The sequence below is a fragment of the Streptomyces sp. NBC_00009 genome (assembly GCF_045040855.1).
Classification (GTDB): Bacteria; Actinomycetota; Actinomycetes; order Streptomycetales; family Streptomycetaceae; genus Streptomyces; species Streptomyces aureus.
The window spans coordinates 5749703-5772716 of sequence record NZ_CP108312.1 but is presented as its reverse complement, the minus strand read 5'-3'; the positions used below and the strand labels follow the sequence as shown (position 1 = coordinate 5772716).

General features: G+C 71.2%; 15 protein-coding genes. 7 read left to right on the top strand and 8 right to left on the bottom strand.

The window, feature by feature from the left end; translation table 11 throughout:
• Positions 1–19 precede the first annotated feature (19 nt).
• The 5 genes from OHA58_RS26020 to OHA58_RS26000 all read left to right on the top strand — a co-directional run bounded on the left by OHA58_RS26020 (position 20) and on the right by OHA58_RS26000 (position 5326).
• Positions 20–1933 (top strand): hypothetical protein, encoded by a 1914-nt coding sequence (locus OHA58_RS26020; RefSeq protein WP_405481736.1) that lies wholly within the window; start codon positions 20–22, stop codon positions 1931–1933.
• A gap of 123 nt (positions 1934–2056) precedes the next feature.
• Positions 2057–2974 (top strand): metal-dependent hydrolase, encoded by a 918-nt coding sequence (locus OHA58_RS26015; protein WP_405481734.1) that lies wholly within the window; start codon positions 2057–2059, stop codon positions 2972–2974.
• Between the two features lie 2 nt (positions 2975–2976).
• Positions 2977–4053, top strand: a complete 1077-nt coding sequence (locus tag OHA58_RS26010; protein WP_405481732.1) for a PDR/VanB family oxidoreductase — start codon at positions 2977–2979, stop codon at positions 4051–4053.
• A gap of 56 nt (positions 4054–4109) precedes the next feature.
• Positions 4110–4811 (top strand): TetR/AcrR family transcriptional regulator, encoded by a 702-nt coding sequence (locus OHA58_RS26005; protein ID WP_405481731.1) that lies wholly within the window; start codon positions 4110–4112, stop codon positions 4809–4811.
• Positions 4812–4816: 5 nt separating this feature from the next.
• Positions 4817–5326: a GNAT family N-acetyltransferase gene (locus OHA58_RS26000; RefSeq protein ID WP_405481730.1), complete on the top strand. Its 510-nt coding sequence runs from the start codon at positions 4817–4819 to the stop codon at positions 5324–5326.
• A gap of 25 nt (positions 5327–5351) precedes the next feature.
• Here OHA58_RS26000 and pulA read toward each other — a convergent pair whose 3' ends face one another.
• From pulA to OHA58_RS25970, 6 genes are all read right to left on the bottom strand, one after another.
• On the bottom strand, positions 5352–10664 hold the full coding sequence (pulA, locus tag OHA58_RS25995) for a pullulanase-type alpha-1,6-glucosidase (RefSeq protein ID WP_405485188.1): 5313 nt from the start codon (positions 10662–10664) through the stop codon (positions 5352–5354).
• 175 nt (positions 10665–10839) lie between these two features.
• Complete coding sequence (locus OHA58_RS25990; protein ID WP_405481728.1) at positions 10840–12225, bottom strand: alpha-amylase family protein; 1386 nt, start codon at positions 12223–12225, stop codon at positions 10840–10842.
• Positions 12226–12334: 109 nt separating this feature from the next.
• Entirely contained in the window at positions 12335–14056 is a 1722-nt protein-coding gene (locus OHA58_RS25985; protein ID WP_405481727.1) for a glycoside hydrolase family 13 protein, read from the bottom strand.
• 50 nt (positions 14057–14106) lie between these two features.
• On the bottom strand, positions 14107–15021 hold the full coding sequence (locus OHA58_RS25980) for a sugar ABC transporter permease (RefSeq protein ID WP_405481726.1): 915 nt from the start codon (positions 15019–15021) through the stop codon (positions 14107–14109).
• Positions 15022–15040: 19 nt separating this feature from the next.
• On the bottom strand, positions 15041–16039 hold the full coding sequence (locus OHA58_RS25975; RefSeq protein ID WP_405481725.1) for a carbohydrate ABC transporter permease: 999 nt from the start codon (positions 16037–16039) through the stop codon (positions 15041–15043).
• Between the two features lie 99 nt (positions 16040–16138).
• Positions 16139–17413: an extracellular solute-binding protein gene (locus OHA58_RS25970; protein ID WP_405481724.1), complete on the bottom strand. Its 1275-nt coding sequence runs from the start codon at positions 17411–17413 to the stop codon at positions 16139–16141.
• Between the two features lie 435 nt (positions 17414–17848).
• Between OHA58_RS25970 and OHA58_RS25965 the strand changes: the two genes are divergently transcribed.
• Both OHA58_RS25965 and OHA58_RS25960 read left to right on the top strand, forming a co-directional pair.
• Positions 17849–18895: a LacI family DNA-binding transcriptional regulator gene (locus tag OHA58_RS25965; RefSeq protein ID WP_405481723.1), complete on the top strand. Its 1047-nt coding sequence runs from the start codon at positions 17849–17851 to the stop codon at positions 18893–18895.
• A 136-nt stretch (positions 18896–19031) separates the two neighbouring features.
• A complete protein-coding gene (locus OHA58_RS25960; RefSeq protein ID WP_405481722.1) occupies positions 19032–19895 on the top strand; it encodes a phosphatase PAP2 family protein in 864 nt (287 codons plus the stop codon).
• On the opposite strand, the gene OHA58_RS25955 is transcribed toward OHA58_RS25960, so the two are convergent.
• Together OHA58_RS25955 and OHA58_RS25950 are read right to left on the bottom strand one after the other, a co-directional pair.
• Positions 19876–21453 carry an amidohydrolase gene (locus OHA58_RS25955; RefSeq protein WP_405481721.1) on the bottom strand — a complete coding sequence of 526 codons (1578 nt, stop codon included), beginning with the start codon at positions 21451–21453 and terminating at the stop codon, positions 19876–19878. The genes OHA58_RS25960 and OHA58_RS25955 overlap by 20 nt on opposite strands.
• A gap of 55 nt (positions 21454–21508) precedes the next feature.
• Positions 21509–22978, bottom strand: a complete 1470-nt coding sequence (locus OHA58_RS25950; RefSeq protein ID WP_405481720.1) for an APC family permease — start codon at positions 22976–22978, stop codon at positions 21509–21511.
• Positions 22979–23014 lie beyond the last annotated feature (36 nt).

The following is a 23014-nucleotide window of genomic DNA, read 5'->3' as shown; positions in this document are numbered from 1 at the left end:
GCTGAACGTGCAGTCGAAGGTGCAGTCACAGGATGTCGTCCCCCGTCCCGGTCCGGTCGTCGACGTGGAGCAGGCCGAGGCCGCTCTCGTCGAGCACTACCCGCGGCTCGTCCGGCTCGCCTATCTGGTGCTCCCGCCCAGCCTCGGCCGCAACCGCCGGGTGCTCACGGCGCACTCCCTGACCCAGCGCGCCCTGCCGCGCGCGCGTACCTCGGCCGACGCCGCGGCCGTCCCGGCGCCCCGCACCGCCGAGGGGCGCAACGGCGATCCGGGCTACGGATTCGTACGGCTCAGGGTCCTGCGCACCGCGCTCGACGCGGGCCGCCCGCTGCGGCGCAGGGCCTGGCCGCGGCGCTCGCAGCTGCCGCCACTGCTCCCCCAGGTGTGGGGCCTGCGGCTCTTCCCGCGCTCGGGCGGTGCCGACGAACTGGCCCTGGACCAAAGGCTGTCCGCGCTCAGCGGCCCCGGCCGCGCCGCCTTCGTCCTGCGCGGTCTCGAACGGCTCGACGACAGGGCCGTACGGAACATGCTGGGCGCGGCCGGCGCCGAGGACCCGGACGCGGCGCTCGCCGAGGCGGACGGCGTGATCACGCCCGCGGGCAAGGACACGCTCGCCCTGCTGGAGTCGACCGAGTTCGACCCGTGCTCGCTCCAGGCCAGGCCGCCCGACCTGATGCGGCGCAGGCAGCATGTGAAGGCCGTGATCGCGGCCGCCGCGGCGACGCTGGTGTGCGGGGCGCTGCTCGGCCTGCCGGGCGGCGGCTGGGCCCCGGACGGGGCCGCGGCGCCCTCGTACGCGCAGAACCCGGCGGGCCTGGCCGCCCTGGATCCGGGCAGGCTGACGAAGGTCCCGGCCACGGCGTGGCAGACGTCGGCCCGCACGGACTTCTCCGTCTGGCCCGCGCGCGGCTCCCTGGCCGGCGACCGGCCGCTGCTGCGGCGCGCTCTCGCGGTCTGGGCGCGGCCCGGCGGCTCCGTCCAGGTCTCTGCGACACCGGGCACCCAGGCCGGCGCCCCGCCCGGACCCCCTCAGCTGCTGTACGCGGGCGAGGTCGACCAGGCGCGGATCGTGCTGTTCTACGACGGTCTTCGCATCGTGCGGTACGCGGAGCCGAAGGACGGTACGAGCGGCGCCGCGCTCGACTTCGCGCGGGCGGACGGCGCCACGGCCCCGGAGGCGGGCGCCCTGGTCGTGGACCGGGCCGACGGCAACGTGCGCTATCTGACGGCGCCCTGGGTGCGCAGCGCCTCCGTGCGGAACCTGCTGAAACCGTCGGCGGCACCGATGCCGCTCGACCGCGCCCCCGACGGCGTGACGGCCCCGTTCGCCAGCCCGGCGCTCGCCCGCGACTGCACGTCCTGGAACGCGCTCGCGCTGCGGGACGACGCGGGCACGCGGCTCTCGACCGACCTCGGCGAGCTGGTGCCCGCGCATCTCACCGCGGGACGCCCCGGCGCGCCGCGCGAGGCGGTCGCGGCCGACTGGCAGCACTCGGCGTGCTCCCTCACCGCCGTACGCTCGCACGGCGTGCGCACCGTCAACTCCTGGGCGTACGCGCGCCAGCAGCTCCCCGAGGGCAGCGGCGCGGCGGACTGGGCGTGCGCGCGGGCCGACACCTGGCGGGGCGGCGGAGCGCGGACGCTGGCCCTGTTCACGGCGCCCGGCGGGACGGCGGCGGCAGTCGCCGCGAAGTCGGAGGGGACCCCGGCCTGCGGCAGCCGGGACCCGCTGGTCCTCGCGGGCGTGCTGTGGAAGTCGCGGGGCGGCACCTGGTACGTGGTGGCCGCCGCGAGCAGGCAGGTCACGTCGATCGCGTCGTCGGGCGGCGCCCGCGCCACGGACAACGTCCTGGCCGCGCCCGCCCGGCAGGGAGCCAGGACGAAGCTGACCGGCCGCACGGCGACGGGCCGCGAGGTGGGCGCCCTGCGCTGAACCCCCGGCGCCCCGACGGGAACAGCCGGCCGGAGCCCTCGGGACACCCCTTGCTGACACGTCCGTAAAGAAATCGGTGCACGAGGGGTGTACCCGTCCCCTACCCGTCAGTACATTGACGCCATGTCTAATACGCAGAGCCGGGCACCGCGGCCCGTCGCTGACGAGCGCGTCGCGCTCAAGGCACGCAGGGTCTCCTTCTCCTGGGACAGGACACCGCTGCACTGGATACCGGACGACCCGTTCACCACGCACACGATCAACGTGCTGCATCTCCTGCTGCCCGCCGGAGAGCGGTGGTTCGTGCACGTCTACAAGCAGGTCCTGCCCTACATCCGCGACGACCGGCTCCGCGAGGACGTGATCGGGTTCATCGGGCAGGAGGCCATGCACTCGCAGGCCCACGACGAGGTGCTGCCGCACCTCAAGGAGCAGGGGCTCGACCCGACCCCGTACACCGCTCAGGTCGACTGGTTCTTCGAGAAGCTGCTCGGTGACCGGACGCTGCCGCCGGGGCGGGCGCGCGAGTGGTGGCTGATGGAGCGGGTCGCGCTCATCGCCGCGATCGAGCACTACACCGCGTTCCTCGGCGACTGGGTGCTGAACGCGGACGAGCTGGACCGCAAGGGCGCGGACCCCACGATGCTGGACCTGCTGCGCTGGCACGGCGCGGAGGAGGTCGAGCACCGCTCGGTCGCCTTCGAGCTGTTCGAGCACGTCGACGGCGGCTACCGGCGCCGGGTGCGGACCTGGGCGCTCGCGTTCTCGGCGCTGATGTTCCTGTGGCAGCGCGGGGCGCGCTTCTTCATGGAGAACGACCCGACGGTGCTCGACGGCAAGGCGTCGTTCAAGGAGTTCTACCAGGGCGGGAAGCGGGGCGTCCTGCCCACCACGGGCGCCATGGTGAAGTCCATCCCGCGCTACCTCAGCCGCTCCTACCACCCCTCCCAGGAGGGCAGCACCGCGCAGGCGGTCGCCTATCTGGCCACCTCCCCCGCCGCGACGGCGGCGGAAGCCCGGACCTCGAACGGAGCCGTCTGACCATGACCCGCCTCCGCACCCCACGGCTGCGTACCGTCCTGCTCGTCACCGGCACCGCGCTGCTCGCGCGCCGCGCCCTGCGCCGCCGCATCCAGGCGTCTCCGCTGTGGCCGATGCCCGCGCTCGACGAGCCCGTCTCGGGGCGTCCGCGCGCGCGTGCCCTGCGGCTCCTCGTCACCCGGCACGAGTCCGTCGCCGACGGTGTCGTCCAGCTGCGCCTGGAGGGTCAGGACCTGCCCGCCTGGGAGCCCGGCGCGCATCTCGACCTCGTCCTGCCGTCGGGGCTGATCCGGCAGTACTCGCTGTGCGGCGACCCCGAGGACACCTCGTCGTACACCGTCGCGACGCGCCTCATCGCGGACGGCAGGGGCGGTTCGCGCGAGGTGCACGAGCAGCTCCAGGAGGGGTCGGAGGTCGAGGTGCGCGGGCCGCGCAACCGCTTCCCCCTCACCGCCGGCGCCCCGTCGTACGTGTTCGTCGCGGGCGGCATCGGCATCACGCCGATCCTGCCGATGCTGCGGGCCCTCGAAGCCCGGGGCGCCGACTGGCGGCTGCTGTACGCGGGCCGCACGCGCGCGTCGATGCCGTTCCTGGAGGAGGCGGAGAAGCTCGGCGGCGAGCGGGGCCGGGTGCGCGTCGTCGCCGAGGACGAGGACGGGCGCCCCGATCTGGCCGGCCTGCTCGCGGATTCGGCGCCGGACACCGCGGTCTACTGCTGCGGGCCCGAAGGGCTGATGGAGGCGGTGGCCGCGGCGCTTCCCGGCCACTGCGAGCTGCATCTGGAACGGTTCGCCCCGCACACCTCGGCCGACGGGAACGGGCCGTTCGAGGTCGAACTGCGCCGCAGCGGCCGCACCGTCCCCGTACCGGCGGGCACTTCGGTGCTCGCGGCGGTGCGCGCCGAGGTGCCGAACGTGTCGTACTCCTGCGAGCAGGGGTTCTGCGGGACGTGCCAACAGCGGGTCCTGGAGGGCGAGATCGACCACAGGGACGAGCTGCTCACGGACTCGGAGCGTGACGACTCGATGCTGATCTGTGTCTCCCGGGCGCGTGGGGAGCGCCTCGTGCTCGACCTGTGACCGGCCCGTGCGGACGTGCTCCGCACGAGGCCGGAATCGCTCGGTAGGGTGTTCGTATGACAACCGGGGTGCGCCGCAGGATGGGAGTCGAGGAGCGGCGGCAGCAGTTGATCGGGGTCGCACTCGAACTGTTCAGCCACCGCTCCCCCGACGACGTCTCCATCGACGAGATAGCCGCGGCCGCGGGCATTTCCCGGCCGCTGGTCTACCACTACTTCCCGGGCAAACTCAGCCTGTACGAGGCGGCGTTGAGGCGCGCGGCGGACGATCTCGCGCAGCGCTTCGAGGAGCCGCAGGACGGTCCGCTCGGGGCCCGGCTCATCCGGGTCATGGGGCGGTTCTTCGACTTCGTGGACGAGCACGGGCCCGGCTTCTCGGCGCTGATGCGAGGCGGGCCCGCCGTTGGCTCGTCGACGACGAACGCGCTCATCGACTCGGTCCGGCAGGCCGCGTACGTCCAGATCCTCACGCACCTCGGCGTCACCGACCCGCCGCCCCGCCTCGAACTGGTGGTGCGGTCGTGGATCTCGCTCGCCGAGTCCACGGCGCTGATCTGGCTGGACGGGCGGCGCATCCCGCGCGGTGAGCTGGAGGCGCAGCTCGTGCACGACTTCGCGGCTCTCGCCGCGGTGAGCGCCGCGTACGACGAGGAGATGGCGGGTCTGCTGCGCCACATCCTGGCGGACGAGCCGGCCGACGGGACGTTCGGCGACCTCGTGGGCCGCCTGGTCGCGCTCGCTCCGGCGCCCCTACGCTGATCTTCGTGACGGCACAACTGACGTTCCGCAGGGCGGACGAGGACGATCTGGGCACGCTCGTCGGCCTGTACGACGAGGCGGCGCGCTGGATGGCGAAGCGGGGCATCGACCAGTGGAAGCCCGGTGAGAAGACCGAGGACCACTTCCGCCTCCGGATGAAGGAGGGCGAGGTCTGGCTCGCCCACGACGGCCCCGCCGCGTGCGGCGCGTACGAACTGTGGTGGGACGACGAACCCGCCTGGGGTGTGCGGCCGCCCGACGCCGGCTATGTGCACCGCCTGATGGTGCGGCGCGGCGCCCCGGCCGGCACGGGCCGCGCCCTCCTGTCGCACGGCGAGGAGCGGATCGCCGCCACCGGGCGTGACCTGTGCAGGCTGGACTGTGTGTCGACGAACCCCCGCCTGCGGGCCTACTACGAGTCCGCGGGCTACGCGGTCGTGGGCGAGCAGCCGTTCAAGGCGGGCGCGGGCGGGAGCAAGTACGCGGTGACGCTCATGGAGAAGCGGCTCGCGTGACCTGCACCCACCCGCGCCCGGACCACTACCGGGTCCCGCGCGTGAAGACCGCCACGGAGCGGGCGGGGACCGTGAACGTCCCCGTCCCCTCCTCGTAGCGGGACGTCTTCACCGTGGGGTCGCCGCCCCCGGCCTGCGCCGGATGCAGAGCGTACGGCGTCCCCGCCACGGCCGGGATCCGCTGGGTCGCGCGCTCGGGTGTGGCGTTGAAGACGACGACGAGGTCACCGAGGCGCATGGTGATCACGCCGGGTGTCTCGTCCTTGCCGGAGAGCGGGAAGGACAGCTCGTCCTGCACCTGCCCGGCCGTCGCGAGACCGAAGGCCTTCTCCGTCGTACGGATGCTGAGCAGGTCGCGGTACGCGGCCGATGTCCGCTCGATGTCGCCGCACTTCGCGACGGGCACCGAGGTCAGCAGAGGTGTGGCGTAGGGCCACTTGTCCTTGTTGTCGGCGGCCGGCGGGAGTCCGCGCCCGAAGCCGTTGCCGTCGCGGCAGTCCCAGTGGATGGCGTTGAACCAGTCGCCGCTGTCGAAGGAGTTGCGGTCGAGGGACTTGGAGCGCAGCAGGTCGGTGCCGGCCTGGGAGAGCGCGGGGCCCTGCGAGAGCGCGGCCGTCGCGAGGGCGAGGACCTGCATGCGCGAGCGGTCCGCGGGGGCGGTGGAGGCGGGCAGTTTGTAGGTGAGCGCGTCGTAGAGCGACTCGTTGTCGTGGGCGTCGGCGTAGGCGAGGGCGTCGCCCGGCGCGTCGGCGTATCCGGCGGGTGCGCCGTTGTAGTCGACGTCCGCGCCCTTGACCGTGCGGCCGTCGCTACCGGTGAAGGTGTAGGCGGCGAGGTTCCCCGTCAGGCCGACCTTGATCAGGTCCTGGTAGTGCAGGAGGCGGGCCTTCTGCTCGGCTTCGGTGCCGTTTGCCTTCGAGGAGTTGGGGTCGGTATAGAGGCCGGAGGCGAAGCCCTGGACGCCGGGGTCGGCGTCGAAGGGGCTGCCGCCGCGCACGGCGTCGCGGGCCCGGTCGGAGAAGGTGGCGATGCCGGTGCCCGCCATGTTCTTCTGCGTGGCCTGCACGAAGCGGGCGTCGTCGGCGACCTCGCCGAAGTTCCAGCCCTCCCCGTAGAGGATGATCTTCTTCCCGTCGACGCCGTCCTTCTCGACGGTGAGCGCGTCGAGGGCCTTCCTGACGGCGAGGATGTTGGCCTTGGGGTGGTGTCCCATCAGGTCGAAGCGGAAGCCGTCGACCTTGTACTCCTTGGCCCAGGTGACGATCGAGTCGACGACGAGCTTGCCCATCATCGCGTTCTCGGGCGCGGTGTTCGCGCAGCACGTGGAGGTGGCGACGGAGCCGTCGGCCAGGAGGCGCTGGTAGTAGCCGGGCACGATGCGGTCGAGGACGGACGTCTTCGCCTGGCCGCTCGCGGCGGTGTGGTTGTAGACGACGTCCATGACGACGCGCAGCCCGTCCGCGTTCAGGGACCCGACCATCTTGCGGAACTCGACGGTGCGTGCGGTGCCGTCCGGGTCACTGGCGTAGGAGCCTTCGGGGACGGTGTAGTGGTACGGGTCGTAGCCCCAGTTGTAGGCGTCCTTGGCTGCGCTCTTGGCGACACACTCCTGCTGCTGCTCCGAGGCCGCCCCGTACGAGGTCAAGTCGCAGTCGGGGGTGGCCTGTTCGGACTTCTTCTCGGGGATCGTGGCGATGTCGAAGGCGGGCAGGAGGTGGACGTACGAGGTGCCGGCCTTCGCGAGTTCGCGCAGGTGCCGGCTGCCCTTGCTGTCCTTGTCGGTGAACGCGAGGTAGGTGCCGCGGTGCTTGGCGGTGCGGTCCTCGACTGAGAAGTCGCGGATGTGGAGTTCCTGGATCTGCGCGTCGCGCAGCGGTACCGCCTTCGGCTTCTTCAGGGCCGACCAGCCGGACGGGGCGAGGGACTTGGCGTCGAGGTCGACGACGAGGCTGCGCTCGGAGTCGGCGGTCAGGGCGGTGGAGTACGGGTCGGTGACCTTGTTGGTGACGACCTTCTGGACGCTGGGCGCCCACACCTTCACGGCGTAGCGGTACTGCTTGCCCTGCCAGGAGCGCGGGCCCTTCACGGACCAGACGCCGGTCGCGCTGTCGCGGCGCATGGCGACGGTGTGTCCGTCGAGGTCGAGGGCGACGGACTGGGCGGTGGGCGCCCAGACCGACAGGGTGACCCCGCCCTTGGTGAAGACGGGTCCGAGTGACGCCTTGCCGGCCTTCTGCGCGTACAGGTCGTCGAGAACTCCCGCTGTCTGTACGCCCGTTGCGGTGACGAGCGCGCCGTTGGCGATGCGGCGGGTGAGGATCAGCTGGCTCTTCAGGGCGTCGCCGACCCGGTCGCGGTCGCGGGGGTCGACGGTGTAGGCGTCGTACTTCTTGAGCTGCGGGAAGCGGGCGAGCTGGGCGTCGGTAAGCCCGCCGGCGGCCTTGTTCAGGCGCAGCCACCGCCCCTCGCTGCTGAGCGCTCCGCCCTTGACCGTGATGCCGCCGTCCTGGGCGTAGACGAGCTGGGCGGACAGGGCCGCCGTGCCGTCCGACGGCAGGGCGACCGTGTCGCGGTCGATCCACTGCGCCTCGGACTTCGCGAGGTCGAGGTCGGGCGCTCCGCCGGTCTGCGGCAGGACGGGGCGGGGCTGTCCGGCGAGGAGCCAGACCTCGTTGCCGTTGGCCGCGAGGTCGAGGGACTGGTCGGTGGGCAGGTCCTTCTCGTCACCCTTGTGAAGGATGTAGCTCAGTGAGGTCGCGCCGTCGGCGAGCGGCACCTCGAAGGTGACGCCGTACGCGTCCTTCTTGACAGGCTCCAGGGGCTTGGACCAGTCGGTGGGGTTCTTGGCGCCGGTCCAGGTGTGCATCCCCCAGCCGTCGTAGTCGCCGTCGGCGCGCTGGTAGTGCAGGACGGCCTTGGTCTTGTCCTGCGGCGGGTAGGTGCCGTCGGGGGCGGTCGTGGCCTGGCCGTCCTTGCCCTGCTCGACCCAGACCTCACCCGTCTTGGCCAGGTCGATGGTCCGCTGGGGCCCGTCGGCGGTCCCGCTCTTCTCGACGGTGTACGTGACACTGGCGGGGCTGTCGCCGAGCTTCACCCAGGCGAAGGCGCCGTACGCGTCGCGCCCGGTGAACTCCCCTGTTCCCGCCGGGGACTTGAGCTGCCAGCCGTCGTAGTCGCCGTCCGCCCGCTTGTAGTGCACGACGGCGTAGGCGCGGTCGACGGCGCTGGGCTTCTCGGGCGCGGGCGCGTTGCCCGCCGTCGAGGTGGCGAGGTCACTGGCGGTGCTTCCGGCGCTGTCCACCACAACTGCCTTGTACCGCAGGGGGGTTCCGGCGGCCACCGTGTCGGGGATGTGCTGCGTGATCCGGTACGGGGCGTGGTCGACGGAGCCGAGGGTGCGCCAGGCGCCGTTGCCGGTCTGGGCGGCGAAGACCACGCGGTTGAGCTGTCCGCCGCCGGTGTCGGCCTGGAGGGTCACGGTGCCGGTGGCCCCGGCGGCGGGGGCGTGGAGGGTGACCGAGGGCTTGGCGGCGGGGGCGGGCAGCGGCTTGGCGGCCCTGTAGACGACGGCGGAACCGGCCGGGACGGTGACGGTGACGTCCTTGTCGGAGCCGCTGGTCACGGCCTTGTCGGTGCCGTACACGCCCTCGAAGCGGGTGCCGGACGAGCCGGTCGCGAAGGTGGCGTCCTTGGCCTCGGCGGCGTTGTTGAGCGCCACGACGTACTCGGTGCCGGTCTTCGCGTCCGTACGGGAGAACGCGTACACGGAGCCCTTGGCGTAGCGCTCGGTCTGGACGCCGTCGGCGAGGGCCGGGTTGTCCTTGCGGAGCTTTCCGAGAGCGGCGATCTCCTTGTAGAGCGGTGCGCTCGTGTCGTAGGAGTCCTCGGCGTGGGTGCGGTTGGTGCCCAGTTCGTCGTCGTCGAGGTAGTCGTCGACCTTGGAGGCGAACATGGTCTGCCGGGCGTCCTTGTCGCCGCCGGAGCCGGTGAAGCCCTGCTCGTCGCCGTAGTAGACGACGGGGTTGCCGCGCGACAGGAACATCACGGCGTTGGCGAGCCTGTCGCGGCGCACGAGGTCGGCGTCGGACGCCTTCGGGTCGTCGGCCTTGAGGAAGGAGCCGATGCGGCCCATGTCGTGGTTGCCGAGGAACGTGACCTGCTCGTACGCGTTCGCCTTGCCGGAGGCGTACTTGTAATCGTCGGCGAAGACCTTGGCGAGCCGGTCGGCGGAGGCGCCCTGGGAGGCGTAGGCGCGGGCCGCGTCCTGGAAGGGGAAGTCGAGGGTCGCGTCGAGGCGGCCGCGGGTGACGTACGGGGAGGTGACGTCGGTGTCGGCGGAGTACACCTCGCCGAACATGAAGAAGTCGGGCCTGCCGTGCTTCTTCGCGTACGCGTCGAGTGCGGTGGCCCACTGGGTCCAGAAGTCCAGGTCGACGTGTTTGACGGTGTCGATGCGGAACCCGTCGATGTCGAAGTCCCGTACCCACCGCTCGTAGATCTTCTCCATGCCGGAGACGACCTCGGGCCGCTCGGTCCACAGGTCGTCGAGCCCGCCGAAGTCGCCGTACTCGGCGCTCTCCCCGGCGAAGGTGGAGTCGCCCCGGTTGTGGTACATCGCCGGGTCGTTGAGCCAGGCGGGCACCTTCTGGCCGGTGTTCTTCGGGGTGTACGGGAAGGAGTCGGCGTCGACCTTGCGCATGCCGTCGCGGTCGCCGAAGGGGCGGCCCTGGGTGTCGAGGTAGGGGTAGGCGCCCTTGGGGCGGTAGCCGTACTCCTTCTCGGCGTAGTCGACGGTGTCGGCGGTGTGGTTGGTGATGACGTCGAAGAAGACCTTCATGCCCTTGGCGTGCGCGCGGGCGATCAGCTTCGTAAGGTCCGCGTTGGTGCCGAAGTGCGGGTCGACCTGCGTGAAGTCGGTTATCCAGTAGCCGTGGTAGCCGGCGGAGGCGTCCTTGCCCTCGCCCTGGACGGGCCGGTTCTTGAAGATCGGGGCGAGCCAGATGGAGGTGGTGCCGAGGCCCTTGATGTAGTCGAGCCGCTCGGTCAGGCCCTTGAGGTCGCCGCCCTGGTAGAAGCCCTTGTCCGTGGGGTCGTAGCCGGTCGCCGAGCGTGAACCGGTGAGCCCGCCACGGTCGTTGGAGGTGTCGCCGTTCGCGAAGCGGTCCGGCATGACGAAGTAGAACTGCTCGCGCGTGAGGTCGTGCCGGGCGGGTTCGGCGGCGAGCTTGGCGTCGGACGGCGGCGCCGGCGGCTTCTCGGCGGCGGCCGCGAGCGGCAGGGCCGGGGCGAGCGCCGCGCACAGGGCGACGGCGACGACGGCCGCGGTTCTTCGCGGCATCGGCAGCGGCCGGGCGGGGCGTTTCGGGGCAGGGCGTATCACGGGAACTCCTCGACGGGAGGGCGGCGGGAGGGACACAGGGGTGCGCGGACATGGCCGCCCGGCGCGAGCGGGGAGGACGCGCCGGGCAGCCGGAACGGGGGTTACTGGGAAAGGGGCGGGGTCGGGATCCGGGTCAGCAGCCGGACTTGCCGGCGTACAGCGCGAGGGCCGTGTTCGACCCGAGCGTCGCCGTGAACTGGCCCGAACTGTTCACGCTCACCGCCTTGTTGCTCTGCACATCGCAGTACGTGCCCGCGGCGAGCGACGTCTGGTAGGTGCGGGTGAGCGCGGACGACTCGTGGTTGATCGCGACGTAGCCCTTGCTTCCGCGGCCGAAGGCGATCGCGTCGGCGCCGTTGTCCCACCAGTCGGTGACGGACTGGCCGCGGGTGGTGTTGCGGAAAGCGACCATGGACTGGATCTCGGGCCAGGCGTGCTGGCACTTCCAGCCGTCCTGCCAGCAGGCGTTCACGGTCCCGCCGTTGGGCGGTCCGGCGTCCTTGTCGGTCCATTCGTAGCCGGAGTTGATGTCCGGCGATCCGTAGGGCCAGGCCAGCATGAAGACGTTCGCCAGGGTGTAGTCGGCGCGGTTCTTGTAGTTGAGGGTGTCGCCGCCGCGCTCGGTGTCGTGGTTGTCGACGAAGACGGCGGACTGGCCCGAGGCCATGTAGCCCCAGCCCTCGCCGTAGTTCTTGAGATAGGCGAGGTTCTCGTTCTGGAAGACGCGCTTGAGGTCGCGGGCGTAGCGGAACTCCTGGACGTCGCCGGTGCCGAGGTACTCGCTGGGCGAGACCGCCTCACCGGCGCCGTAGATCGCCTCCTGCTTCCAGTAGGCGTTCGGGTTGCTGAGCCGCGACTTGATGTTGGCGAGGTCGGCGGCCGCGATGTGCTTGGCGGCGTCGATCCGGAACCCGTCGACGCCGAGCGAGAGGAGGTCGTTCATGTACGTGGCGATGCGGCCACGCACGTACTCCTCGCCGGTGTCGAGGTCGGCGAGGCCGACGAGCTCGCACTCCTGGACGTTGAAGCGGTCCTGGTAGTTGCTGATCTGCGCGGTGCAGTTGTCCATGTCGGCGGCCGAGTAGGTGCCGGGGTAGTCGTACTTGGAGTACGCGGAGCCGCCGGTGCCGGTGCCCGATCCGGCCGCCATGTGGTTGATCACGGTGTCGGCGACGACCTTGACGCCGGCCGCGTGACAGGTGTCGACCATGTTCTTGAAGGCCGTACGGTCCCCGAGCCGGCCCGCGATCTTGTAGCTGACGGGCTGGTACGAGGTCCACCACTGGGAGCCCTGGATGTGCTCCTGGGGCGGCGAGACCTGGACGTATCCGTAGCCCGCGGGGCCGAGCCGGGCGGTGCACTCCTTCGCCACCGAGTCGAAGCGCCACTCGAAGAGGACGGCGGTGACGTCCTTGGTGCCGGGCGGGGCCGCCTGTGCCGTCCCGGCGGACCCCAGGCCGGAGCCTATGAGGGTGCCTGCCGCGAGGGCGAGCGCGACTGCCCGCGATCTGATAGCCATGTTTCCTCCTGCACGTCGGTGTGCTGATGAGGTGTCCCTGCCAATCGCAGGGGGCTGTGGGGGGATGCTCTCCCCGGCCGCGCGGGGGCCGGGGAGAGCGGGAAACGCGTCAGACGGTGAACCACACGGTCGTGTCGGCGGGCACGAGCGCCTCACCGCCGGCGGACTCGATCCCGGCGGCCGGGTCGGGCACGGCGGCGCTGGTCAGCAGGACACGGCCGGCCGCGGGCACGCGCACCCGTACGTCCGCGCCCGTCGTGTTCGCGACGCACACGAACGCCTCGCCGTCGCCGCGCGGCTCCCGCCGGAACGCGAGCACGCCCTCGGGCGCCTTCAGCCACTCGACGGAGTCACCCGCGCCGAGCGCCGGGTGCGCGCGCCGCACGGCCAGCGCCGAGCGGTACATCTCCAGGGTCGAGCCGGGCACCCCGGTCTGCGCCTCCACGCTCAGCGCGCCCCAGCCCGCGGGCTGCGGCAGCCACGAGCCGCCCGCCCCGAAGCCGTACGAGGGCCCGGCGACGGTCCACGGGATCGGCACCCGGCATCCGTCGCGGAAGCCGTCCTGCCCGGCCGCGCGGAAGAACGACGGGTCCTGGCGCACCTCGTCGGGCAGGTCGACGACATCGGGCAGGCCGAGCTCCTCGCCCTGGTAGACGTACGCGGATCCGGGCAGCGCCAGCATGAGCAGGGTCGCGGCGCGGGCGCGGCGCAGGCCGAGCGCGGGGTCGGCGGCGACGCGCTGCTGGGTGCCGAGGCCCGGCGGGTTGGCGTAGCGCGTCGTGTGCCGGGTGACGTCGTGGTTGGACAGGACCCAGGTGGCGGGGGCGCCGACGGGACGCATCGAGTCGAGCGAGCGGTCGATGATGTCGCGCAGCTCGGTCGCGTCCCAATACGAAGACAGGTACTGGAAGTTGAAGGCCTGGTGCAGCTCGTCGGGGCGCACGTAGTGCGCGGTGCGCTCGACGGTCGGGGTCCACGCCTCGGCGACGAAGATGCGCTCGCCGGCGTATTCGTCGAGGATCAGACGCCAGGCGCGGTAGATGTCGTGCACGCCGTCCTGGTCGAAGAACGGCATGACGTCATTGCCGAGCAGCTTCAGCTGTTCGTGCGCGCCGAGGTCGGGCAGGCCCTCGGCCTTGACGAGGCCGTGCGCGACGTCGATGCGGAAGCCGTCGACGCCCATGTCGAGCCAGAACCGCAGGATGGAGCGGAACTCGTCGCCGACGGCGGGGTGTTCCCAGTTGAGGTCGGGCTGCTCGGGCGCGAAGAGGTGGAGGTACCACTCGCCGTCGGCGACGCGGGTCCAGGCGGGGCCGCCGAAGATGGACTCCCAGTCGTTGGGCGGCAGTTCACCGTTCGCGCCCTTGCCCGCCCGGAAGTGGTAGCGCTCGCGCAGCGGCGATCCGGGTCCTTCGGCGAGGGCCCGCTTGAACCACTCGTGCTGGTCGGACGAGTGGTTGGGCACGAGGTCGACGATGACGCGCAGGCCCAGGCCGTGCGCGTCGCGGATCACGGCGTCCGCGTCGAGGAGGGAGCCGAACATCGGGTCCACGGCACGGTAGTCGGCGACGTCGTAGCCGGCGTCCGCCTGCGGGGACGCGTAGAACGGGCTGAGCCACACCGCGTCCACGCCGAGGTCTCTGAGGTGCGGGAGCCGGGCGCGGATGCCTTCGAGGTCACCCATGCCGTCGGCGTTGCTGTCGGCGAAGCTGCGCGGATAGACCTGGTAGATCACCGCGTCGCGCCACCAGCCGGTGGACGCCTGCGCGGGAACGGAGGTCGAGGCGGAGGTCGTGGGGGCCTGCGCCGTGTCGGCAGTGTGCTGACTCATGGTGTCCTTGCTGCGTCAGGGGTTTGGGTGCGTACGGAGGGGGCGGGGGCTCAGCCCTTGGTACCGCCCGCCGTGAGGCCGGTGACCAGGTTCTTCTGGACAAGGTAGAAGAACGCGGACACCGGGATGGCGATCAACACCGCGGTCGCCGCCATGTAGTTCCACTGCGCGTCGTGCTCGCTGACGAAGCTGCGCAGGCCCACGGCGAACGTGTACTTGGAGTCGTCGAGCATGAACGTGGAGGCGAAGGCGACCTCGCCGAACGCCGTGATGAAGCTGTAGAAGGCGGCCACCGCGAGGCCGGGCCTGGCGAGCGGCAGGATCAGCCGGGCGAACGTACCGAAGGGCGAGAGGCCGTCGATGCGGCCCGCCTCGTCGATCTCGAAGGGGATCGTGTCGAAGTAGCCCTTGAGCAGCCAGGCGCAGTACGGCACCGCGGTCGAGCAGTACACGAGGACCAGGCCCAGGTACGAGTCGATGAGGCCGAGGTCGCCGAGGATCTCGTACATCGGCACGATCAGGACGGCGATCGGGAACGCCTGCGTGAGCAGCAGGACCCACATCAGCTTCCGGTAGCCGGGGAAGCGCATGCGCGAGACCGCGTAGCCGGTGGTGGCCGCGAACAGGACGCCGATGACCGTCGTGCCGAGGGACACGATCATCGTGGACTTGAACCACGCGAAGAAGTTGGTGTGCTCCAGGACGAACGAGTAGTTCGTCAGCGTCGCCTTGTCGAAGATCCGCGCGGGGTGGAGGTAGTCGTCCTTGTCCGGGCCGAGCGACAGATAGACCAGCCAGGCGATCGGGAACAGGGCGATCAGGCTGGCGACGCTCAGTACGCCGTGCGAGGCGAACGTCGCGAGGCGGCTGCGCTCTCCGCGCCGGCGCACTCGGCGCGGGCGCACGGATTCGGTGCTCGCGCGCGCGTCGGGGACCGGGGTGTCGACGGTGGTCGTGGTGCTCATGGGGGCGGCTCCTGCGGCGTCAGGCGAGCTGCTCATTGCGGTTCAGCCAGCGGTAGTAGAAGGACGTGAAGACGGTCAGGATCGACAGGAGCAGCACGCCGTACGCGGCGGACTGGGCGAAGTCGCGCGGCTGCTGGCCGAAGCCCAGGTAGTAGGCCCAGGTGACGAGGATCTGGGCGTCCGGGGCGGTGTTGCCGAACAGCAGGAAGATGACGGCGAACTGGTTGAACGTCCAGATGACGCCGAGCAGGACGACGGTGGAGCTGACCGGCCTCAGGCCCGGCAGGGTCACGTGTCGGAAGCGCTGCCAGTTGCTCGCGCCGTCCATCTCCGCGGCCTCGTAGAGCACCGGGTCGATCGCCTGGAGGCCGCCGAGGAGCGACACCATCATGAACGGCACGCCGCACCAGGTGTTGACCATGATGGCGGCGGTGCGCTGGAAGAAGGTGTCCTCCAGCCACTGCGGCTGCGGCAGATGCAGCGAGCCGAGCACGGAGTTGATGAGCCCGGAGTCGGAGAGCATGATCCGCCACGAGAACACGGTGACGAACGTCGGCACGGCCCACGGCAGGATGAGCAGCAGCCGGTAGAAGGTGCGCCCGCGCAGCTTCTGGTTGAGCAGCAGCGCGAGGCCGAGCCCGATGACGTAGTGCAGGGCGACGCACAGCGCCGTCCACACGACCGTCCAGATGAAGTGCGACCAGAAACGGTCGTACGACGTCGGTCCCCACAGGATGTCGGCGTAGTTGTCGAGGCCGATGAACTTGTAGGTGGCGTCGATGTGGTTGACGCCGATCGTGCGGGCCGAGTTGAGGCTGTTGGCGTCGGTGAGCGTCAGATAGAAGCCCCGCACCAGGGGGTAGAGCACGAGGACCCCGAGCACGACGACGACCGGGGCGATCATCGCGTACGCGTACCAGTGCTTCTGGTACGAGCGCCGCAGGCGCCCGAACGGGCCGGGGCGCGGCGCGCGGCCGCCGCGCGTCTTGGCGGCCGTGCTGTCGACGGCGACTGTCATGGTTCGGCACCTTCTGGGGAGTGGCTCGGGGAGTGCGGCGCTGCGCCGGCGGTTCCGCCCGCCCCCTCGCGGGCGGAACCGACAGCGGCTCGGGCAGGGCTACTTGCTGAAGTCGGGGACCAGCTTCGCGTACGCGTTCTGCGCGTTGCCGATGCCCTTGTCCAGGGACTCCTTGCCGGTGGCGACCTTGGGCCACTCGGTGTCGAGCGGGGCCCACAGCGAGCTGTACTCGGGCAGTTCCGGGCGCGGCTGGGCGGCGGTGAGGACCTTCTGGAAGCCGGCGATGCCCGGGTCGGTGACGACCTTCGTGGTGTACGCGTCGTCGCGCGTGGGCAGCGTCGAGTTCTTGAGTGCGATCTGCTCCTGCGTGGCCGCGGAGGTCATCCACTTCACGAACTTGAGCGAGGCCTCCTGGTGGGCCTTGTCCGAGCCGGCGTAGACCGAGAGGTTGTGGCCGCCGGTCGGGGCGCCCGCCTTGCCGGTGGAGCCGGCCGGGACGGTCGCGATGCCCAGGTTCTCCTTGTCCTTGAACGCGGAGCCCTTGTAGAAGTTGGTGATCTCCCACGGGCCCTGGATGATCGCGGCGACCTTGCCGTTCACGAACGCGTCCTGGATGTGGGCGTACGCGTCGGCGGTGGCGTCGGCCTTGTGCAGGCCCTTGCCGTCGAAGAGTCCCTGCCAGGCGGTGAGGCCCTTCTTGGCCTCGGGCGAACCGATGGTGATCTTCTTCGCGGAGGCGTCGACGGTGTCGCTGCCCTCGCCGTACAGGTACGGCATGGAGTAGTAGCCCTGCGTGGAGCCCCAGTAGCCGTCGACGCCCGTCTTCGACTTGATCTTGGCGGCGTCGGCCTTCAGGTCGGCCCAGTTGGCGGGCGGCAGGTCGATCCCGGCCTTCTTGAAGAGGTCCTTGTTGTAGACGAGGGCCAGGGTGTCGGTGACCAACGGCGTGCCGTAGGTCTTGCCCTCGAACTGGGCCTGCTTGATCAGGCTCGGCTGGAACTTGTCCTTGTCGGCGAGGGCCTCGGTGCCGTCGAGCGGCAGGAGGTAGCTCTTCTTCGCGAAGGCCGGCGTCCAGCCGACCTCGGCGCGCAGCACGTCGGGGGCACCCTTGGAACCCGCGGCGGTGTCGAACTTGTTCTGTGCCTGGTCGAAGGGGACGTTGACGTATTTGACCTTGATGCCGGAGTTCGCCTTCTCGAACTCCTTGACCAGGGCCTTGTACGTCGGTGCCTCGTTGGTGGCGTTCGACGTGTCCCACCACGTGATGGTGACGGGCCCCGACGCCTTGTCGCTGCCGCTGTCGCTTCCGCCGCAGGCCGTCGCCGCGAGGGCGAAGGACGCCACCAGCGCGGTGGCCGCTATGCCACGCCGCATGAGATCTCCTAGAGGGTGAAAGCCCGAAGTGGTGGGAGACGGTCCCGCCCGTACCCCTTGCCGACTCGCCGACCGCACCGTTGCCGCCGCCGGGCGACGTGAACGTAACAGCGTTGCAAGCACGGCGAAAGACCTTGCAGAAAAATATTGCAAGGAGATCCAGTCGGTTATCGGTCCGTGACCTGCACTCCGGAGCGTGCGGGCGCGTTGACGGGTCTGACAGGCCACGGATGCCTTGTGCAAGAATCTGCAAGCTCTTGCTACACCGGGCCGGCGCGGGGATCATCGGAACCCCATGGGCCCCACGCGAGCCACATGCCAGTCAGACGAGGGAGCGCCATGACGCAGCAGTCCGCAGCGGGCCGTTCAACTGCCCGCACGCGGCGACCGGTTGACGGTGGGCAGTCCGACGCACGACCGGTACAGTCCCATCCCGTGACCGCGCGACTGGCCGACATCGCAGCGCAGGCGGGGGTCAGCGAGGCGACGGTCAGCCGGGTGCTCAACGGCAAGCCGGGGGTGGCCGCTGCCACCCGCCAGTCCGTGCTTGCCGCCCTCGACGTCCTCGGCTACGAGCGGCCCGTGCGGCTGCGCCAGCGCTCCGCCGGACTGGTCGGCCTGATCACGCCGGAGCTGGAGAACCCCATATTCCCGGCGCTCGCCCAGGTCATCGGCCAGGCACTGACCCGCCAGGGCTACACCCCGGTCCTCGCCACGCAGACCCCCGGCGGCTCCACCGAGGACGAGCTCACGGAGATGCTCGTCGACCGGGGCGTCTCCGGCATCATCTTCGTCTCCGGGCTGCACGCCGACACCTCGGCGGACATGCAGCGCTACGAGCAGCTGCGCGCGCAGGGCGTGCCGTTCGTGCTGGTCGACGGCTTCTCGCCGAAGGTGCAGGCACCTTTCATCTCGCCGGACGACCGGGCCGCGATGCAGCTCGCCGTCACCCACCTCGTCTCGCTGGGCCATACGCGGATCGGGCTCGCCCTGGGCCCGAAGCGGTTCGTTCCGGTCCAGCGGAAGATCGAGGGGTTCGTACGCACGATGCAGGACCTCCTGCCCCTGTCCCCGGAGGAGATCGAGCGCGATCTGGTGCAGCACTCGCTGTACACGCTGGAGGGCGGCCAGGCCGCGGCCACGGCGCTCATCGAGCGGGACTGCACGGCGATCGTGTGTGCCAGCGACATGATGGCCCTCGGTGCCATAAGGGCGGCACGGCAGCGGGGCCTCGACGTCCCGTCCGACGTCTCGGTGGTCGGTTTCGACGACTCCCCGCTGATCGCCTTCACGGACCCGCCCCTGACCACGGTGCGCAAGCCGGTCCCGGCGATGGGCCAGGCGGCCGTCCGCACGCTCCTCGAGGAGATCGGCGGGACGCCCGCGCCGCACAGCGAATTCGTCTTCATGCCCGAACTGGTGGTCCGCGGTTCAACCGCTTCGGCCCCAGGGGACCGTCTGGCGCGCCCAGGGGGTGTCTGACGGTTCCCCGCGACGCCGCGGGGAGTCGTCAGACACCCCCTAGGTAATCGGTCCTCCGCAGGACGTAGAGCGTGCGTGGATGACCCACCCGGGGGATGATCGAGCGAGGGGTCGGTATCTGGCAGACTCTGTCTCTATGGGTGAATCGACCGTGACGACACTGGAAGGCCAACAGGGGCCCACCACCTCACCCATGGCGGATGACCGCCGCGATGGGCGGGGACTCCTCGGCCGTATACGCGCACCGCGTCGCCCCAGGCTCTGGTTCGAGATCCTGCTGATCGCGGTGAGCTACTGGACGTACTCCCTGATCCGCAACGCCGTTCCGGAGCAACGGTCGCAGGCTCTGAGGAACGCCGACTGGATCTGGCGCATGGAGCACCATCTCTCCATCGCCGTCGAGCAGAGCGTCAACCACGCCGTGAATTCGGTGACATGGCTCATCGTCGGCATGAACTACTACTACGCGACACTGCACTTCATCGTCACGCTCGGTGTGCTCGTCTGGCTGTTCCGCTGCCATCCGGGCCGCTACGCGGCGGCCCGGATGGCGCTCTTCGCGACGACGGCGGTCGCCCTGGTCGGCTACTACCTGTACCCGCTCGCCCCGCCCCGGCTGATGAACGGCGGCCACTTCGTCGACACGGTCGCGGTCCACCACACCTGGGGCTCGATGGCGTCCGGCGACCTGAAACACATGTCGAACCAGTACGCGGCGATGCCGTCCATGCACATCGGCTGGTCCCTGTGGTGCGGCCTGACGATCTTCGCCCTGGCCTCGGTGCCGTGGGTGCGGATCCTCGGACTCCTGTACCCGGCACTGACCCTGGTCGTCATCGTCTCGACCGCGAACCACTTCTGGCTGGACGCGGTGGGCGGCATGGTGTGCCTCGCGTTCGGCTTCACGGTGGCGCGGCTCTGGTACGGGGCGCTGCCCTACACCATGCCGCGCCTCGTGCCGGCGCTCGCCACGTCCGGGGTCAGGCCCCCCGGTACGTGACGTGACCGCCGACCGCCGTCAGGCGGACCGGCGCCTCGGCCACCTCGTCGGCCGGGGCCTCGACCGGGTCGATACCGAACGCCGTGAGGTCGGCCCGCAGACCGGGGGCGATACGCCCGGCGTCCTCACCGGCGGCCAGCGCCGCGTGTGACGTGCAGCCCTCCAGCGCCATGAGCCCCGTGAGCCCCTGCCCGGGCCCGGCGGCGCCCTCGGGGACCCGGGCCATGGACAGGACCCGGCGCACGTCGTAGTGCGCGATCGGCCAGTCCGAGCCCAGCGCGAGCACGGCGCCCGCGTCGCGCAGGTCCCTGATGCGCCAGGCACGCGAGGCCCGGTCCGTGCCGAGCCGCTTCGACCACTCGTCGCCGTGGTCGCCGCGGGTGTACGCGGTGTGCGGCGGTTGCATCGACGCGGCGACGCCCAGCGCGGCGAACCGCGGGATCGTGTCGTCGGGGACCGTCTCGATGTGCTCGATCCGGTGCACGCCCCGGCCGCTCTCGCCCAGGGATTCGACGGTGTCCAGGACGTGCCGGACGGCCGCGTCCCCGATCGCGTGGGTCGCGGTGCCGACGCCCGCCGCGTGCAGGTACCGCACCGCGTCCGCGTACGCCTTCGGGTCCGGCCAGAACGCGTCGGTGCCCTGGCCGTGGCAGTCCGCGTGCTCCAGCCACGCGGTGCCGCCCTCGACGGTGCCGTCCATGAAGAACTTGACCCCGCCGACCCGCCAGTGCCGCCCGGCCTCGCGCTGGACGGCGATCAGCTCGTCCAGGCCGGCCTTGTCGACGCCCGGCATGCACCAGGGCGCGAGCCGCAGCCGCAGCGGCAGCACGGCCTCCTCCTCGACCGAGGCGAGCAGCTGCGGGACGTCACCGTGGCCGAGGTCCATGACGTGGGCGCCGGTCAGGCCCGTGGCGGCCATGTCGGACAGCAGGGCGAGCAGCCCGGCGCGGCGCTCGGCGAACGAGGGCCTCGGCATGACGGCGAGCATCAGGTCCATCGCGGCGTGCTCGACGAGGTGCCCGGTCGGGCGGCCGTCCGCGTCGCAGACGATCTCGGCGCGCTGGACGAACTCGCGCGGCCCGGTGATCCCGGCCGCCGCGAGCGCGGCCCCGCTGGCCAGCGCGGAGTGCCCGTCGTAGAGGCGGACGAAGGCGGGAGCGCCGTCGAGGACGTCCTCGATCAGGGCGCGGTCGACGGCGCGGCCGCCGAACGCGTTGTGGTCGAGCCCCCAGGCGACGACCCAGCCGTCGACGCGGGGCGCCGAGCGCAGGGCCGCCCGCAGCTCGTCCAGGTTCTGTACGCCGGACAGATCCGTTCCGGTCGCCATCTCCAGGCCCCACACCGGGTGGCTGTGCGCGTCCACCAGGCCGGGCACGAGGGTCGCGCCCGTGAGGTCGACGCGTTCCGTGCTCGGTCCGCTCCAGTCGCGTACGACGTCCTCGGTGGCGCCCACGGCGGCGATCAGACCGTCGCGGACGGCCACGGCGGTCGCCTCGGGGAGCGCGGGGTCGAGGGTGCGGACGCGGGCGCCGGTGAGGAGGAGGTCGGCTGCGGGCATGGGGGTGAACTCCGTTCGGGGTGGGGCTGTGTTCCGTAGGGGCGGGCTCTGCGGCCTACGCGTCGGCGGACGGTTCCGCCGCGAAGCGCTCGTACACGTCGGGCTTGGTGCGGCGCAGGCGCCGGGCGAGGCCGATGCCGAGGACGAAGACGGCGGGGGCCACGGCCATGAGGATCATGTTGACCAGGGAGGACGCACCCGTGAAGAGGTCGAGGTGGGTGCAGACCAGCACGATGGCGATGCTGAGGAGCACCGTCGCCGCGATCGGCGCGACGACCGTGCGCAGCACGCCCTCCTCGTGGGTGATGCGGCGGAAGTAGAACGGCACGGCGATCGCGGCGAGCAGCTGGAGCGCCATCAGGCCGATCATGCCGGGGGTGTTCACCCACAGGAGCAGCTGCGCGTACGGGTCGGCACCCGCGGCCCAGAAGGCGAGGACGACGGCCGCGCCGAGCACGGTCTGCGCGACGCCCGCGAGGTACGGGGAGCGGTGCTTGGCGTGGACCGTGCCGAACACCTTCGGCAGGACGCCCTCCTCGGCGAGCGCGAGCCCGTAGCGGTTGATCGCGTTGTGGAAGGCGAGGAGCGAGGCGAGGACGCTGGTCACGATGAGGATGTGCATCAGGTCGGCCGCCCAGCCGCCCACGAAGGTGGTGATGGCGGAGAAGAACAGGCCGGCCGGGTCGCTGCCGGCCGCCTGGACGACGTGGGCGTCGCCGAAGGCCTGGATGACGGTCCAGACGATGAACGCGTAGAACAGGCCGAGGAAGGCGACCGCGATGTAGGTCGCGCGGCGCACCGTGCGGCCGGGGTCGCGGGCCTCGCGGCGGTAGATGACGGTCGACTCGAAGCCGGTGAACGCGGCGAAGGCGAAGGCCAGTACGGCGGCGGTGCCCGGGACGAGCACGTTGCCCGGCGCGAAGGACGCGGCAGACAGGCCGTGCGCGCCGCCCTTGAGGAGCACGCCGCCCGCGAGCAGGACGAGGATGCCGGTCTCGGCGCAGAGCAGGACGCCGAGGAGTTTGGCCCCGAAGTCGATGGACCGGAAGCCGCCGTACCAGATGAGCACGAGCCCCGCGAGGGACACGGGCAGCCAGGGGATGTCGATGCCGAAGAGGGCGTGCAGGGTGTCCTGCGTGGCGGTGCCGAGCAGGCCGTAGACGCCGATCTCCATGCCGTTGTAGCCGACCATGGCCAGCAGGGCGGCGCCGATGCCGACGGAGCGGCCGAGGCCGCGCGTGATGTACGCGTAGAAGGCGCCGGCGCTGCGGACGTGGCGGCTCATCGTGGTGAAGCCGACGGCGAAGACGGCGAGCGTCAGGCCGGCGAGGAGGTAGCCGACGGGGGCGCCGATGCCGCCGAGCGCGATGGCGAACGGGGCGACGCCCGCCATGACGGTGAGCGGGGCGGCGGCGGAGACGACGAAGAAGGCGATGTCGGCGGTGCCGAGGGTGCCGGCGCGCAGGGTGGGCTCCGCGGCGGTCGCGGTCGCGCTGTCCTGCGTCTGCGGTGAGGTTACGGGCATGGGGAGGGAAGCCCTTCTGGCGGCGGGGGACGGGGG

Excerpts from the sequence above, each read along its gene's own strand:
- OHA58_RS26015 (WP_405481734.1), top strand. The coding sequence starts at position 2,057 with ATGTCTAATACGCAGAGCCGGGCACCGCGGCCCGTCGCTGACGAGCGC.
- OHA58_RS25955 (WP_405481721.1), bottom strand. The coding sequence starts at position 21,453 with ATGCCCGCAGCCGACCTCCTCCTCACCGGCGCCCGCGTCCGCACCCTC.
- OHA58_RS25950 (WP_405481720.1), bottom strand. The coding sequence starts at position 22,978 with ATGCCCGTAACCTCACCGCAGACGCAGGACAGCGCGACCGCGACCGCC.
- OHA58_RS25980 (WP_405481726.1), bottom strand. The coding sequence starts at position 15,021 with ATGAGCACCACGACCACCGTCGACACCCCGGTCCCCGACGCGCGCGCG.
- OHA58_RS25975 (WP_405481725.1), bottom strand. The coding sequence starts at position 16,039 with ATGACAGTCGCCGTCGACAGCACGGCCGCCAAGACGCGCGGCGGCCGC.
- OHA58_RS25985 (WP_405481727.1), bottom strand. The coding sequence starts at position 14,056 with ATGAGTCAGCACACTGCCGACACGGCGCAGGCCCCCACGACCTCCGCC.
- OHA58_RS25970 (WP_405481724.1), bottom strand. The coding sequence starts at position 17,413 with ATGCGGCGTGGCATAGCGGCCACCGCGCTGGTGGCGTCCTTCGCCCTC.
- pulA (WP_405485188.1), bottom strand. The coding sequence starts at position 10,664 with ATGCCGCGAAGAACCGCGGCCGTCGTCGCCGTCGCCCTGTGCGCGGCG.
- OHA58_RS26010 (WP_405481732.1), top strand. The coding sequence starts at position 2,977 with ATGACCCGCCTCCGCACCCCACGGCTGCGTACCGTCCTGCTCGTCACC.
- OHA58_RS26005 (WP_405481731.1), top strand. The coding sequence starts at position 4,110 with ATGACAACCGGGGTGCGCCGCAGGATGGGAGTCGAGGAGCGGCGGCAG.
- OHA58_RS25960 (WP_405481722.1), top strand. The coding sequence starts at position 19,032 with ATGGGTGAATCGACCGTGACGACACTGGAAGGCCAACAGGGGCCCACC.
- OHA58_RS25990 (WP_405481728.1), bottom strand. The coding sequence starts at position 12,225 with ATGGCTATCAGATCGCGGGCAGTCGCGCTCGCCCTCGCGGCAGGCACC.